At 48.1% G+C, this 13,913-nt stretch carries 13 protein-coding genes; 10 read left to right on the plus strand and 3 right to left on the minus strand.

Features of this window, described 5'->3' with window-relative positions:
- Together ACFQ3J_RS22635 and ACFQ3J_RS22640 are read left to right on the plus strand one after the other, a co-directional pair.
- Window positions 1-1,293, plus strand: a complete 1,293-nt coding sequence (locus ACFQ3J_RS22635; protein ID WP_091161019.1) for a Gfo/Idh/MocA family protein — start codon at window positions 1-3, stop codon at window positions 1,291-1,293.
- 54 nt (window positions 1,294-1,347) lie between these two features.
- Window positions 1,348-3,570, plus strand: coding sequence for a glycoside hydrolase family 88/105 protein (locus ACFQ3J_RS22640; protein ID WP_091161017.1), 2,223 nt, complete (start codon window positions 1,348-1,350; stop codon window positions 3,568-3,570).
- 98 nt (window positions 3,571-3,668) lie between these two features.
- On the opposite strand, the gene ACFQ3J_RS22645 is transcribed toward ACFQ3J_RS22640, so the two are convergent.
- A complete protein-coding gene (locus tag ACFQ3J_RS22645; RefSeq protein WP_091161016.1) occupies window positions 3,669-4,547 on the minus strand; it encodes a DUF72 domain-containing protein in 879 nt (292 codons plus the stop codon).
- Between the two features lie 136 nt (window positions 4,548-4,683).
- Here ACFQ3J_RS22645 and ACFQ3J_RS22650 point away from each other — a divergent pair, with 136 nt between their 5' ends.
- The gene (locus ACFQ3J_RS22650) at window positions 4,684-5,676 is read left to right on the plus strand and encodes an MBL fold metallo-hydrolase (protein WP_091161014.1); all 993 of its coding nucleotides are present in this window, start codon (window positions 4,684-4,686) and stop codon (window positions 5,674-5,676) included.
- 125 nt (window positions 5,677-5,801) lie between these two features.
- Here the strand turns inward: ACFQ3J_RS22650 and ACFQ3J_RS22655 are convergent, their stop codons facing one another.
- Complete coding sequence (locus tag ACFQ3J_RS22655; protein WP_285850299.1) at window positions 5,802-6,362, minus strand: phosphatidylglycerophosphatase A family protein; 561 nt, start codon at window positions 6,360-6,362, stop codon at window positions 5,802-5,804.
- Window positions 6,363-6,665: 303 nt separating this feature from the next.
- Here ACFQ3J_RS22655 and ACFQ3J_RS22660 point away from each other — a divergent pair, with 303 nt between their 5' ends.
- The 3 genes from ACFQ3J_RS22660 to ACFQ3J_RS22670 all read left to right on the plus strand — a co-directional run bounded on the left by ACFQ3J_RS22660 (window position 6,666) and on the right by ACFQ3J_RS22670 (window position 9,204).
- Window positions 6,666-7,721 carry a GerMN domain-containing protein gene (locus tag ACFQ3J_RS22660; protein ID WP_251584141.1) on the plus strand — a complete coding sequence of 352 codons (1,056 nt, stop codon included), beginning with the start codon at window positions 6,666-6,668 and terminating at the stop codon, window positions 7,719-7,721.
- Window positions 7,722-7,813: 92 nt separating this feature from the next.
- Window positions 7,814-8,569, plus strand: coding sequence for a ribonuclease PH (gene rph / locus ACFQ3J_RS22665; RefSeq protein ID WP_091161009.1), 756 nt, complete (start codon window positions 7,814-7,816; stop codon window positions 8,567-8,569).
- An 8-nt stretch (window positions 8,570-8,577) separates the two neighbouring features.
- Entirely contained in the window at window positions 8,578-9,204 is a 627-nt protein-coding gene (locus tag ACFQ3J_RS22670) for an XTP/dITP diphosphatase (protein WP_091161008.1), read from the plus strand.
- Window positions 9,205-9,280: 76 nt separating this feature from the next.
- Here ACFQ3J_RS22670 and asnB read toward each other — a convergent pair whose 3' ends face one another.
- Window positions 9,281-11,125 carry an asparagine synthase (glutamine-hydrolyzing) gene (gene asnB, locus ACFQ3J_RS22675; protein ID WP_091161006.1) on the minus strand — a complete coding sequence of 615 codons (1,845 nt, stop codon included), beginning with the start codon at window positions 11,123-11,125 and terminating at the stop codon, window positions 9,281-9,283.
- Window positions 11,126-11,314: 189 nt separating this feature from the next.
- Here asnB and ACFQ3J_RS22680 point away from each other — a divergent pair, with 189 nt between their 5' ends.
- From ACFQ3J_RS22680 to mgtE, 4 genes are all read left to right on the plus strand, one after another.
- Window positions 11,315-11,641, plus strand: coding sequence for a hypothetical protein (locus ACFQ3J_RS22680; protein ID WP_091161004.1), 327 nt, complete (start codon window positions 11,315-11,317; stop codon window positions 11,639-11,641).
- A gap of 45 nt (window positions 11,642-11,686) precedes the next feature.
- A complete protein-coding gene (locus ACFQ3J_RS22685; RefSeq protein WP_091161003.1) occupies window positions 11,687-12,037 on the plus strand; it encodes a hypothetical protein in 351 nt (116 codons plus the stop codon).
- Between the two features lie 123 nt (window positions 12,038-12,160).
- Window positions 12,161-12,292: a hypothetical protein gene (locus ACFQ3J_RS22690; protein WP_280142887.1), complete on the plus strand. Its 132-nt coding sequence runs from the start codon at window positions 12,161-12,163 to the stop codon at window positions 12,290-12,292.
- A gap of 217 nt (window positions 12,293-12,509) precedes the next feature.
- Window positions 12,510-13,889: a magnesium transporter gene (gene mgtE, locus ACFQ3J_RS22695; RefSeq protein ID WP_091161001.1), complete on the plus strand. Its 1,380-nt coding sequence runs from the start codon at window positions 12,510-12,512 to the stop codon at window positions 13,887-13,889.
- Window positions 13,890-13,913 lie beyond the last annotated feature (24 nt).

The following is a 13,913-nucleotide window of genomic DNA, read 5'->3' on the forward strand; positions in this document are numbered from 1 at the left end:
ATGAGCAAAAAAACGTATGTACTTGTCGGCACGGGTGGAAGAGCTGGATTTTTCTATACGGCACTGGCCAAAGATTTTCGGGAGCAGTCGGAGCTGCTGGCATTTTGTGATACGAATCAGACACGGATGAATTATGCAAATCAAATATTGTCCGAGCAATGCGGATATCATGAGGTTCCGACCTACAAGGATCATCAGTTTGATGAAATGATTGAGGTGCACAAGCCGGATTATGTCATCGTCACAAGTATTGACCGGACACATCATCGTTACATTATTCGCGCCATGGAGCTTGGCTGTGACGTCATTACGGAGAAGCCGATGACCGTTGACGAAGAGAAATGCCAGGAGATACTCGATACTGTGGAGCAGACGGGACGAAACGTCAGAGTGACCTTCAACTACCGCTATGCTCCTCATCACACGAAAGCTCGCGAGCTTATTATGAACGGAACGATCGGTGATGTGCATTCTGTGCATTTTGAATGGCTGCTTAACACTCAGCATGGGGCTGACTACTTCCGCCGGTGGCACCGGGATAAGCGAAACAGCGGGGGGCTGCTGGTACATAAATCAACACACCACTTTGACCTCGTTAATTTCTGGATTGGCTCCCAGCCGGAGACCGTGTTCGCTTTTGGAGACCTGCTCTTTTATGGTAAGGAAAATGCCGAGAAACGCGGTGAGCGTCATGACTACCCGAGGGCGACAGGTCACGCGAATGCCAAGGGAGATCCGTTTGCGCTGCACCTGGATCAAAGTGAGGGATTAAAGGCCATGTATTTCGATGCGGAGCACGAGGATGGCTATCAGCGTGATCAGAATGTGTTCGGAGATGGAATCAGTATTGAAGACACGATGGGAGTTCTCGTCAAATACAAGAACCGTGCTGTGCTTACGTATTCCTTGAATGCCTATATGCCGTGGGAAGGCTACCGAATTGCCTTTAATGGAAGCAAAGGCCGGATTGAGATGAACATTGTGGAGCAGTCTTATGTGAATGCCGGTGGTGACAGAGCCATCGAAGGCGCCCTGCAGGGACACAACATCACTGTATATCCCATGTTTGATGCTCCTTACCGTGTCGAGGTGGAGGAAGGCGAAGGAGGGCATGGCGGTGGAGATCCGGTGCTGCTTAATGATCTGTTCGGGGAACCTGTAGAAGATCCGTTCCATCGTGCAGCCAATCATGTGGACGGTGCCAGATCCATTCTGACAGGCATTGCAGCGAATAGAGCCATACGCACAGGACTACCTGTTCAAATTAATGATCTCGTCAAGTTCTATAACTGATCCCTGCATTTATCTAATACAGCTACTCTATTTCAGTATAAAGGAGCGGATAAGATGCGTTATTTTCACGAAAATGAGTCCATTGCAAGTCGCACTCACGATGCTATAGAGGATGTGTTGTCCACCATTGCGCAGCGCTATATCGGTGATAATCCGAAGCAGTCCTTCTTGTTCAGGGCGTATAATGAAGCAGGCTTTCGCCGCCTGCCTGATTACAGATATGAGATGAATTTGAATGAACGTCTGCCGGATGCACCGTCAGGAAGCTATGCCTTTATTTGGGGGAAGCTGTGGAGTCAGAATCCGAATGAAACCAAGCTGAATATGAACCTGAGCTGCTATAGCCCGGTAACGATATACGTGAATGGGGAGCAGTTCTTCAAATCCGATCTTCATCAGGAGCTGTTTCCCGACAGACGCTGGCCGCTTGCAGTTCCGGTTCAGTATGGCTGGAATGATATTGTGCTCCAGTTCGTGAAGACCGATGTCGGCTTTGGCGGTGTGTTTGGTACGGGATCCTTTAAAAATTTCCCGCTGCACTTCATTAATCCGAGCGCTGATCGAGACAATCAGGAGGGATGGCTGTACTCGGAGGTTTTTACGAATCCAGAGCAGGAGCTCCCTAGACTTGGAATGAAGGAGAAGGACACGGATCTCATCTGGTATCCTCGCCAAAGCTGGACGAAGGAGGAGCGCGATCAGGGGGTGTTTGGCAGAATTTACGGGCTGGAGCAATCGCAGACGGCTTATGCATGGAGCACCTTCTACGTCAAACAACCGGAGGGCAAGCCGGTTCGGATTAAGGGGCGTCATGATGGAGCACTATCGCTGTATGTCGATGGTGAAGAAGTCTATGCTTCAAGTACTTCTGGTGAGATTGATCTGAGGCTTCCACGGATATTCGGAGCCCATCAGCTAATCGCAAAAGGAACCAATACAGAGGAAGCGGCTGCAAGGTGGGGATTCGAGCTCAAGGACTTCGGACGTAACAGCGGGGTAAGCTGGAATTCGCCTTATTCGGTGGCAGGCAGCCAGGATTCATGGCTGTATTTAGGGCCTTTCGATCCTTCTAACGAACCGCAGCTGAGCACCGTTCAAGAAGTCCACCGAATCCATGGAGACGATTCTAGAGGTGTATACTATCGGATTGATCTTCCGAATACAGTCATTAGACCTTATCTGGAGAGCACACATTACGGAAAATGGAATTATCCACTGGGTGTGACACTGCTCGGCTTAATGCAGACCGGGACTGAGCTGGGCGAGGAAGCGTATGTCCGCTATGCTGTGGAGCATATTTCGCTCAGCACATCCTTTGATAAGTATGGATTATGGGACAGAGAGACTTATGGGGCAGCAGGAATTAACAATCAGCTGTCCGCTATAGATAGTCTGGATGACTGCGGATCCTTTGGAGCAACGATGCTGTTTGCAATGGAGCAGGCTTCTATTCCGGGCGGCAGGGACACTGCGGATCGGATTGCCAAGTACATGAGGGAAGATCAGGAGCGTCTTCCAGACGGAGCTTTTTTCCGAAGAAGAGGAGCGGCAGAGATGAGACAGGAGACGATGTGGTGTGATGATCTTTATATGAGCACTCCGTTTCTGACTCGTTATGCGAAACTGACCGGTGACAGCACTTATCTGGAGGATGCAATCCAGCAGTTTCTGCTGTTCAAGCAATATCTCTATATTCCAGAACAAAAGATCATGTCGCATGTGTATGATTTTGTCAGAGGAAGCGCAACAGGCATTCCATGGGGAAGAGGCAATGGCTGGGTGCTGTTTTCACTGACAGAGCTGCTGACGATGCTGCCGGATACGCATGAGAAGCGACCTGAGCTGCTTGGCTTCTACCGTGATTTATGTGAAGGATACCTTGCGCTGCAAGGAGAGAACGGCCTATGGCATCAGGTACTGAATCGCCCGGACAGCTATGAAGAGAGCTCCTGCACTTCGATGTTTATATACGCTTATGCCAAAGGCGTGCGTTTTGGCTGGCTGGAGGATACGGGCAAGTATGTGGATTCCGTGTTAAGGGGCTGGGAAGGTCTCACCCGGATCGCTATTGACTGCAAAGGGAATATATATGGGGTCTGCAGAGGGTCAGGATATTCCTTTACCGCTTCATACTACAAGGATGATCTCGGATGGAACCTGAATGATACTCACGGAATCGGCATTGTGCTGCTCGCAGGGGTGGAAGTATTAAGAATGCAGGTGGCCCTTAGGGAGAGTGCAGATACAGATGCTTTTGCGGTATCAGGCCATCACTAAGTGAACTAAGACACTATTGTGCATACAAAAAAGCCTTCTCTTCGTAACGGAAGAAAGGCTTTATTTGCATTGTATTCGATAAACCAGCCACGCCCCGATCAAAATAACTCCAGCTGCTCCGGCTCTTCGTCCTGCTTCTTCCGCATAACTTCAGAAGCCAGCGGCTGCGGTGCCATACCGAGCATCGTCATCAATTGCTTAGCATTTGCAGCGGCATCTCCGCCGGAGTTGTTATTGAAGACAACGCAGATCTCCTGGCTTTGCTCTGTTAGTTGATCCAGTCGTTTCTTCCATTCAGAGAGCTCCTCCTCATTGTATCGGTAGAGATATCTTACCTCTCGCCAATTAGGGGCCCCGCTCTGATGCCAGCCAGAAGCGTTCCGCCCATGGAACCGAACGATGCTGAGATCTGCATCTGTAGCGCTCAGTATGATCGGGATGGAACCCTGCCCTGCATTGGGCTCGTCGCAGATGCTGTGGATCCAGCCTTCCTTTTTCATAAAGGCAAGCGTTCTATGCATTATCTCACCTTCAAACCAGCTGCGGTGTCTGAATTCAAGTGCGCAAGGAATATGCTGCATGCGCTGCTTGATACTGCGAAGCGTACCCACGTTCTCTCGAGTACAATCGAACCATGGAGGGAACTGGAACAATACCGCTTTCATCTTACCTTTCTCGATCATGGGCGCGAGAGACTCCAGAAAAGCGGCATACATGCTGTCCGTATCGGGAAAATACGGTTTACCGCGCAGGTGGCCGGTCATGCCTTGATATGCTTTGACAATGAAGGAGAAATCGTCGGGTGTTTCCTCTGCCCATCTTGCCATTCTCTCCGCCGGCTGAACCGCATAGAAGGAGCTGTCGACTTCTACAACGGGAAAATGGGTACTGTATTCGATCAGCTTGCCCTTCGGTTTCGTACCGGGCAAATATAAGTCGTCATGGTCTCCCCAGCCGGTCAGACCAATGTTAATCATCGGAATCCCTCCTTAATTAAGGGTGTACTCATTATTAATCTGTATTAAGTCATTATAAATCATGATTTCAACCATGTTCAAACAGGTCGATTATGGAGTATCCTTTAGAATGACGCCATTAGGAAGGAGGCCATTCATGAAACTGCCGGAATGGACACATCACGAACAAGAAGGAATTATACAGGTCAAGATCACGATGTCATTCCCGCTTAGGTGGGTGAACAGCTACATAATTCGAGGCGATGACGGAATTACGGTAGTTGATCCGGGGCCGCGTTCCCCTGTAACAGAAGCGGAGTGGGACAAGGTTTGGTCCGAGCTCTCAATTCGTCCGGAATCCGATATTAAACAAATTGTACTGACTCACCATCATCCTGATCACTATGGTCTTTCGGGCTGGATGCAGGAGCGGAGTGGTGCAAGCGTATGGATGTCTAAGAGGGCACATGCAGAAGCACAGTATATGTGGGGAGAAGCTGCTGATATCAACGACCGGCTGCCTGATTTTTTTAGAACACATGGCATGACAGAGGAGTGGGCGCAGCAGCTGAGACCTCATCTAGAGAGCTTTGATAGCGAGGTGCTGCCTGCGCCAAGTGTTAGTTATATAGAAGATAACCGATTTGAAATGGCTGGAAGGCACTTCTCTGTTATTGAAACAGGTGGACATGCCCCGGGTCATCTGTCTTTTTATGAAGAGAGCACAGGAGTCATCCTGTGTGGAGACGCAGTTCTTCCCCAAATCTCACCGAATGTAAGTCTGCTGCCGGGGAGTGATGAACAGCCTTTGCGTATTTTTATAGAGGGATTGCATCAGCTGTCTGGACTTCAGGTGAACAGAGCCTTTGCGGGACATCGACACCCTTTCACTGGTTTTGAGAGTAGGATTCAGGGACTGCTGAAGCATCATGAGGAACGTCTTGATGAGATTGAAGGGATGCTGCAGGAGGGGAGCAAGACGGCTTTTGAGGTATGTGTGAAGCTGTTCGGGACGAAATTCGGTATTCATCAAATGCGATTTGCTATGGCAGAGACACTGGCGCATTTGGATGAGTTGGTACGGCTGGGCAGGGCTGTAATGGAGCTGTCAGAGTCAGAAGAAAAGATGATGAAATTTACTCGAAGCTAAGCGCGTACTCCGGATTCACTTGAATAGGATTCTTCTAATTCATTCGGAATGTACACGTCAACAAAAAGGTACCGTTCACGAGATGAACGGTACCTTTTTGTTCATATAGCTTCCGTGTGCTCTTTTTACAATTCCTCTTCGGCAGCATCCTTTACAGGCTCATCTCCAAGCTCAGCTTCGCGCTCAGCCTGTTTGCGATGGGCGATCCGGCTGCTGGCCGCTGCAGCGACTGCACCGACAATGTCATCTAGGAAAGTGTGAATATGCTGATCCGATTTATCGTTCAGACGCACGAGAACTCCAGGCTTCGATTTGTCCACATATCCATAATTCGTAAAGCCGATGCTTCCATATACATTGACGATAGAGAAAGCCAGAATCTCATCGACCCCGTATAAGCCTTCATCGTATCGGATCATATCCTGCAGAGGCTGAATAAGCTTGCCCTCCTCGGCTAACAGGTCAAGCTGAATGCCGGTAAGGACCGCATTCTGGACCTCGCGTTTACTGAGCACCTGCTCCACATTATGTACGCATTCCTCCATCGTTAGATCCGGATAATAGTCCTTCTGCAGCAGCATAACCAGCTCTGCAATTTCCGAAGTTTTAACTCCTCTTTTTTCGAGCCACTCCCAGGTGGCCTCGGCTACTTTTCGGCTGTTCAGGCTGTAAGGAATTTTCTCCATTGGTATCAAACCGCTCCTCTTCATGTCAATTTAGTAAGACCTTATAAGCAAAATCTCAAACCCGCAGTTTCAGTTTCTCCGACTGTTCCGAATACAAACCGTGAATGTTAAATTATTTAACCGATTTTTGACTTTTTGATTCCAGAGGACTATGAACAAAATGGGTGACCCATATTCCCTGCGTGCGATAAAAACTATTCACTTAATAAATATGAATTCATTTTACTGCTAGTTATTTTTTTCTGTTAGAGCTCGTATACATAGTAGTACAAACTGTACAAAATTGTTAGGAGGACTTATCACATGAGCCGTTTCCATCGCAAGGTAAAAATGATATCTGCAGCAGGGCTGCTCACCGTTCCTGTGCTGCTCACCGGATGCAGTATCTTCTCTTCTCAGACATCCGAAAGTGTTGATGCTCCCCCGCCTATTCTTGAATCCGCCATGATTCAGGCTGCAGAAGGCAACGGAGAGATGGTTAAGACGGAACAGATGACAGTATATCTGAAAGATCAGAATGGACTTCTCGCTCCTGTTTCAATGTCACTTCCGGCTCTCCCTGATCTTACTTTTGTGGAATCCTCACTTGCAGCACTCGTCTTAGGCGGTGCTTATTCGGGATACATGCCTGAAGGTTTTACGGGAGTGCTGCCACAAGGAACGGAAGTGATGGATGTGACGGTTACTCCGGAGGAGAAGCTGGCCGTTGTTGAATTCAATTCAAAATTCACTGAATACACTCCAGAGGAAGAGCGTCAAATTATGGAGGCCGTGACCTGGACGCTTACCGGAAATCCGGATATTCAGAACGTACAGCTATGGGTAGATGGCAAAAAACTGAATGAAATGCCGGTGAATGGGACGCCGATTGCTCAATCGCTCACCCGGGGAATAGGCATCAATCTGGATCTGGGTAATCATTTGAGCACAAATTCCAGCCCGGTAACAGTATACTTCTCCGATGAATCCCCTGTAGGAGAACAGTATTATGTACCGGTCACGAGACTGGTTGAGCCAAGCACGAATCGTGTGGAGTCCGCATTGTCGGAACTGATCAAAGGACCTGAGAGTGAAGGACTCGAGATGGTACTGACCACGGCAACATTGCTGGAGTCGGTAGTCACCGGCGAGGATGGCACAGTTTCGGTAGCGCTGAAAGACGAGATATTTGCAGAAGGCGATCCGATCCCGACGGAGCTGCTTCAATCTGTTGTTCTAACGGTGGCGGATAATTCAGGCATCGCTGATACGAAGGTGCAAATTACGTTTAATGATCAGCAGACGGTGATAGGTACTGATAAACAGAACTATGGCGAGCCTGTGGCGAAACCGGAATATATTAATGAGATTGGTATCTAAGGCATTGCATCTGTAAAGGGTGCTTTTACAAAAGCATTTTGGTAGAATGATAAGGACTAATACAGGACGCTTAAGACGTAGGAGGCAATATCATGAGATCTAACGGACGTACCAGCGAACAGCTGCGACCGATCACAATGACAGTGGGTACCAACAAATTTGCGGAAGGCTCCGTATTCATAGAAGTAGGAGATACCAAAGTCATATGTACAGCAACAGTAGACGAGAAGGTGCCCCATTTCATGAAAGGACAAGGCAAGGGCTGGGTAACTGCCGAGTACTCCATGCTTCCTAGAGCAACACAGACTCGGAATCAACGCGAGGCAGCTCGCGGTAAACTAAGTGGACGTACGATGGAAATTCAGCGCCTCATTGGACGCGCATTAAGATCCGTCGTTGACCTGCATGCGCTTGGAGAGCGTACGATTACTTTGGACTGCGATGTCATTCAGGCAGATGGAGGAACCCGTACAACCTCAATTACCGGTTCATTTGTCGCAATGGCGATTGCGATTGACAAAATAGCACAGCAGCACCGGCTGCCGGTGTTCCCTATCGCTGATTTTCTGGCTTCTGTCAGTGTCGGTGTTGTTCAGGACAAGGCACTCCTTGACCTTAATTATGAAGAAGACTCCAAAGCCAAAGTGGACATGAATATTGTCATGACAGGAAGCGGAGAATTCGTTGAGCTGCAAGGAACGGGGGAAGACAGACCATTCAGCCGCAAGGAGCTGGACGAACTGCTTAGCCTTGGCGAGCATGGTATTCTTCAGATGATCGAGAAGCAGAAGGAAGTGCTGGGACCGATTGCACTTAAGATAGGCTCGCGTAAGATTGGGGAGGCTTAATCGACAACATGAACAATTTGGACAGCCCAGTCATTATCGTCGCCACAAAAAACAAAGGAAAAGTACGTGAGTTTGCACATGCTTTTGCCCGGATAGGCAAAGAGGTAAAGAGTATGTACGATTACCCTAACGTACCTGATGTGGTGGAGGATGGCACGACTTTTGCTGAGAATGCTTGGAAAAAAGCGAAAACCGTAGGCGATGCCCTTGGCCTGCCGGTTCTCGCCGATGATTCCGGATTATGTGTTGATCTTCTGGATGGCGCTCCCGGTGTATATTCGGCGCGTTATGCTGGCGAAGGTGCTGCGGACGGGGAGAACAATGAGAAGCTGCTAAGTGAGCTTGAATCACGCAAGCTGGGAGAGGATACAGAGCAGCCGCTCCTAAGCCCGGCCCGGTTTGTCTGTTCACTCGTGCTGTATGATCCGGCAACGGAAGAGAAGCTGGAAGCCTATGGTACAGTTGAGGGTTTCATTACTTCAGAGACTGCCGGCTGCGGCGGGTTCGGCTATGATCCGCTCTTCTATCTTCCAAGCTATGAGAAGACGATGGCCGAGCTCAGCATGGATCAGAAGCAAGCGATCAGCCATCGCGGTGCGGCACTACGAGATTTGATGTCCAAGCTTGGCGGATAACAATATTTAAGGAATATTAAAGAAGACCTGCGGTCCATTAGCAGGTCTTCTTTATGCTTGCTCTTACGTTCGAGGGTTAACGAATCGTTACTTTATAAGTCTTTAACCAGTTGTTTACTTGAGTCAGGTAAGCAAATAACTGAGGTCCGGACATCAGCTGGCCAAACCAAGGGTTGTTGGAGGAAGCTTCCTTAGAGGCTGCCATATCCTTGATTTTCTTCACATCCAGCAGAGGAAGTACTGGAGATGCGGGATCATCCAGCACATCGAGCAATTGCTGCCGAACACTTTCCAGATAAGCGGGGTTATGCGTTTTGGGATAAGGACTTTTTTTGCGGTAGAGCACGTCATCAGGCAGGATACCTTCTAGTGCCTTGCGCAGAATACCTTTTTCCCGATTGCCTGTTATTTTAATCTCCCAAGGGATGTTAAATACGTATTCCACAAGCCTGTGATCGCAATACGGAACCCGAACCTCCAGCCCGACACCCATACTCATCCGGTCCTTACGGTCAAGCAGTGTGGGCATGAACCGGGTAATATTAAGATAAGACATGACGCGCATCTGTGCTGCTTTACCCGTCTCTCCAGCAAGAAGAGGAGTCTCCGCCACCGCATCCGAATAGCGGTCATTCAAATATTCAAGCGGGCGCGTCCATTCAGCGATATCCGGGGACAATAGACTGGCTCTCATCTTCGGGGCGACAGCCCATGGAAAAGTACCTGAATTCAGCATTTCATCGCGATGAAACCATGGATATCCGCCGAATACTTCGTCTGCGGCTTCTCCTGAAATGGCAACGGTAGCCTTCTTTTTTATTTCCCGGCAAAACAAATAAAGCGAGGAATCAACATCTGTCATCCCCGGCAAATCTCGAGCGAGCGTAGATGCGTTCAAGGCTTCCACGACTTCCGCCGTATCAAACTCCATAAAATGATGATTCGTCTTAAGCTCAGCAACCATTCGCTGGATATAAGGGGCATCCGAATTTGGCTGGAAGGAATGGGCTTTAAAGTGCTTGTCGTTATCGACATAATCGACAGAGAAGGTGTCAATATTCCCTTGCCCGTTTCTTTTGTAATATGCTACGGCCAAGGCAGACAGGGCGCTGGAATCCAATCCCCCGGACAGTAACGAGCCAAGAGGCACATCCGAAGCAAGCTGCCGTTCAAGTGTATCAATGAGCAGACTTCTTACCTGTGCTGCCGTAGCGTCCACATCGTCTTCATGGGGCTGGCTGACGAGCTTCCAATAGGCATAAGAGCGAAATCCGTTTCTGCTAAAAGTGGCAGCATGCCCGGCACGAAGCTCCTTCATCGAGGAGTATACTCCGTGACCTGGTGTTCTTGCCGGTCCAATAATGAATACTTCAGCCAAACCTTCGGGTCCGACGACGGCTTCGACCGCTGGATGCAGCAGCAGTGCCTTGGGTTCAGAGCCGAACACGAGCAAATCTCCTTGATCACTGTAGAATAGAGGCTTTACTCCCAGCCGGTCTCTGGCCATGAATATATGTTCGCGTCCGCTATCCCATATGACAAAGGCAAATATTCCATTGAAACGTTCAACACATTCTGGTCCCCACTCCGCATAGCTGGCAAGCAGCACCTCGGTGTCACAATTGGTTTTGAAGTGATGTCCGCGGTTCTCCAGCTCTTTTTTGAGTTCAGGTGCATTATACAGCTCTCCATTATAAACAATGGTATATTTCGTATCTCCATAATTCATGAACATGGGCTGTGCCCCATTCTCCGGGTCCATGACGCTCAGTCTGCGATGGCCGAAGGCACAAGGATTCGAGATCCAGGTTCCACCTGCATCGGGTCCGCGATTTGACATGCTTTCCGTCATGCGGACAAGCAGTTCTGATTCTTGGGTAAGATCACGATTCCATTGTATAAATCCTGTTATACCGCACATGACTGTTCATCCTTTCTTTTACATAACTTCTAAAGAGGCTCATTTAACAGCGTGTGGAGAGCGGTCATGCCTCATCCCCTTTTTTCTTCACGAGCAGTACTAGCAAATATATGCCGAAAATAGGCATAAAATGTCTGTCCACATCCGAAACTAGAAGTGGCGAACATATTAGTGTTAGGAGCGATGAATTTGACCAGAAGCCTGTATTTCGTTTCTGTTGGCGGACGTTCTGTTCTTGATGATCAGCAGGCAGCATCGTACGAGTGGGTTATTGAGGCGACGCCTGAACAAGCAGATTATTTAAGAGGGCTGCTTAGTTTGATGCAGGAAAAAGAAGAAGAGGCATTTCCAGGCTATATTTTCCCATGGCCCGATACCGAAGAGGCCTCCGTCAACTCGTTATATGAGGAAGCACTTCAAAATGTGTATAACGAAATTTATCAGCTGGGTACGAGAGAAACTCGCAGTCACTTGGCGCAATATGGGGTTATACGTCACAGTATCAACGGGAACTGATGAAGGTAATGCGATTAACCTAACATAAGAACAGGAGATGGGCTCATGTATGTGATTCAAAATGCCAAAATTACAAATACCATTGAATTAAATGGAGTACCGTGTGTAGAGGTAGCAGTGGAACCGGGACAGGCGGGTGATCCTTCATTGCTTGTATATGTCGCGCAGAATGCGAATGGAACAGGCCTGGATCTGCACAGAGTGGTGCGCAATCATCACGATTTGACTCTGGATTGGTACAACGATAATCAAAATGTGGCGTTTGAGGATGCGACAGCTGTTGCATTTGAGAACAGCCAGCTTGTGACGGCCGAGCAGGAGAAGGGACAATTTCTCCAGTCCTTGCTGAATTACGGGTCGATGAACCATGACATTTTAAGTAAATTGCAAAGATAAGCTTATACTGGGCTGCAAATGAATTTGTTCACTCAAATTCTTTGCAGGCTTTTTTTGCGTATGGGGAAATAGTCGGCACATTTATTACACATAATACTCAAGTATCCCGGGGAGGTGAACACAATGACTTCAAAGTACAAGGTAACGAAGAAATACCGTCACGGTTTGGCAAATGAATTTGCTAGTGAAGTACTTGGGAAGAACAAAAATCACCAGCGGCAACTGAACAGAGCACGTTTAGGAAGCAGCAACTAACTCGGGCTACGCATAGGCCTCCATTCTTTCAGTGATGAAAGGATGGAGGCTGTCTATTATGAACAATAAGAGCTTGATGTACTGCTAATTGAGAGTAATTCAATGAATACATATCATTTAAATGTTCGAACATGATTTTATGACCTATCAGCAGGGTAAACGCTATAGGAAAGGATACTGCACACCAGATTAATTACAGATTGAAGGTGAACTATATATGCACGACATCGAAATGCGGAGCAGAGAACAGGATCTGCATCATTTAACTCTCAGCATAGAGGATGCTGTCAGGCGTGGCAGCATCGAGCAGATGCACGATGAATTTGAAGAGTGGGAAGCATATGACTTGGCCACGATCTATTTAACGCTAAATGAAGCTTACCGCCCTCGATTTATGGATGCGCTGGATACGGAGCTTTTGGCTGACATGCTGAGTGAGCTCGAACCAAGAGTAGAAATTGAAGCCCTGTATATTCTGAGCAAGGATCGCGCAGCTCAGGTGCTGAATCGTATGGATAATGACGATTTGGCCGACTTGATGGGCGAGATGACAGATGAAGTTAGAGAGTACATGCTCTCAATCATGGAAGCTTCAGAGCGGGAGACCGTAAGGGAGCTTATGAACTATGGACCGGAGACAGCCGGCGGTATCATGACTAACCGTTATGTGTGGTTCTATGCCAAGTACACGGTTCGTGAAGCAGTCGAAAAGGTGAAGCATTTTGCAGACCTGACGAATGATGTGCAGGATCTGTATGTATTAAATGAAAATAAAGAAGTCATAGGCCTCACCACCTATAGAGATCTCGTGCTTGCATCGGATACAGAGCTTATCGAGCATTTGATGAGGGAAAACGTGGTCAAGGTATCAGCGGATATGGACCAGGAGGCGGTTGCGCACTTATTTGAACAATACGATCTTGTATCTATCCCGGTCGAAAATACAGCAGGCAAATTAATTGGAGTTGTAACGTTTGACGATGTGCTGGACGTCTTGCGGGAGGAAGCGGATGAGGACATTAACAAACTGGCGGGTACAGACAAAACGATCGATTTTAACACTCATTTCTTGACGGCGGCCAAAAGAAGGCTTCCGTGGCTTATCATGCTGTTATTCCTTGGGTTGTTGTCCGGAAGCATTATAAGTATATTTCAGGGGACGCTCAGCCAAGTGGTGGCATTAACTTTCTTCATGCCGATGATCGCGGGAATGACCGGGAATACGGGGACGCAATCGCTCGCGGTCGTGATCCGAGGTTTGACACCACAGAACAAAATGAACGGAGGGGCCATATTACGTTTATTATGGAGAGAGCTCAGAGTAGGGTTAACGATTGGAGCTGTTTGTGGAATAAGCGTAGCACTTGTTGCAGGAATTTGGCAGAGCAGCTTTGCTTTGGGTGCAGTTATCGGTTTTTCTCTTATCCTAACCATTGTTATTGGTACGATGGCTGGAACCATTATTCCTGTTCTTCTGCATAAACTGAAGATAGATCCGGCTGTTGCCTCCGGCCCCCTTATTACGACACTGAATGATTTGTTCTCGTTGACTGTATATTTTGGTACGGCGACATTATTTATTTCATATCTGGTATAGGTGTATATAAAATAGAAACCAGCC

Source organism: Paenibacillus provencensis (assembly GCF_042678545.1).
Taxonomy (GTDB): Bacteria; Bacillota; Bacilli; order Paenibacillales; family Paenibacillaceae; genus Paenibacillus; species Paenibacillus provencensis.

What these genes read in the sequence shown, in the direction of transcription:
- ACFQ3J_RS22635 (WP_091161019.1), top strand. Translation starts at nt 1, where the DNA reads ATGAGCAAAAAAACGTATGTACTTGTCGGCACGGGTGGAAGAGCTGGA.
- ACFQ3J_RS22640 (WP_091161017.1), top strand. Translation starts at nt 1,348, where the DNA reads ATGCGTTATTTTCACGAAAATGAGTCCATTGCAAGTCGCACTCACGAT.
- ACFQ3J_RS22645 (WP_091161016.1), bottom strand. Translation starts at nt 4,547, where the DNA reads ATGATTAACATTGGTCTGACCGGCTGGGGAGACCATGACGACTTATAT.
- ACFQ3J_RS22650 (WP_091161014.1), top strand. Translation starts at nt 4,684, where the DNA reads ATGAAACTGCCGGAATGGACACATCACGAACAAGAAGGAATTATACAG.
- ACFQ3J_RS22655 (WP_285850299.1), bottom strand. Translation starts at nt 6,362, where the DNA reads ATGGAGAAAATTCCTTACAGCCTGAACAGCCGAAAAGTAGCCGAGGCC.
- ACFQ3J_RS22660 (WP_251584141.1), top strand. Translation starts at nt 6,666, where the DNA reads ATGAGCCGTTTCCATCGCAAGGTAAAAATGATATCTGCAGCAGGGCTG.
- rph (WP_091161009.1), top strand. Translation starts at nt 7,814, where the DNA reads ATGAGATCTAACGGACGTACCAGCGAACAGCTGCGACCGATCACAATG.
- ACFQ3J_RS22670 (WP_091161008.1), top strand. Translation starts at nt 8,578, where the DNA reads ATGAACAATTTGGACAGCCCAGTCATTATCGTCGCCACAAAAAACAAA.
- asnB (WP_091161006.1), bottom strand. Translation starts at nt 11,125, where the DNA reads ATGTGCGGTATAACAGGATTTATACAATGGAATCGTGATCTTACCCAA.
- ACFQ3J_RS22685 (WP_091161003.1), top strand. Translation starts at nt 11,687, where the DNA reads ATGTATGTGATTCAAAATGCCAAAATTACAAATACCATTGAATTAAAT.
- ACFQ3J_RS22690 (WP_280142887.1), top strand. Translation starts at nt 12,161, where the DNA reads ATGACTTCAAAGTACAAGGTAACGAAGAAATACCGTCACGGTTTGGCA.
- mgtE (WP_091161001.1), top strand. Translation starts at nt 12,510, where the DNA reads ATGCACGACATCGAAATGCGGAGCAGAGAACAGGATCTGCATCATTTA.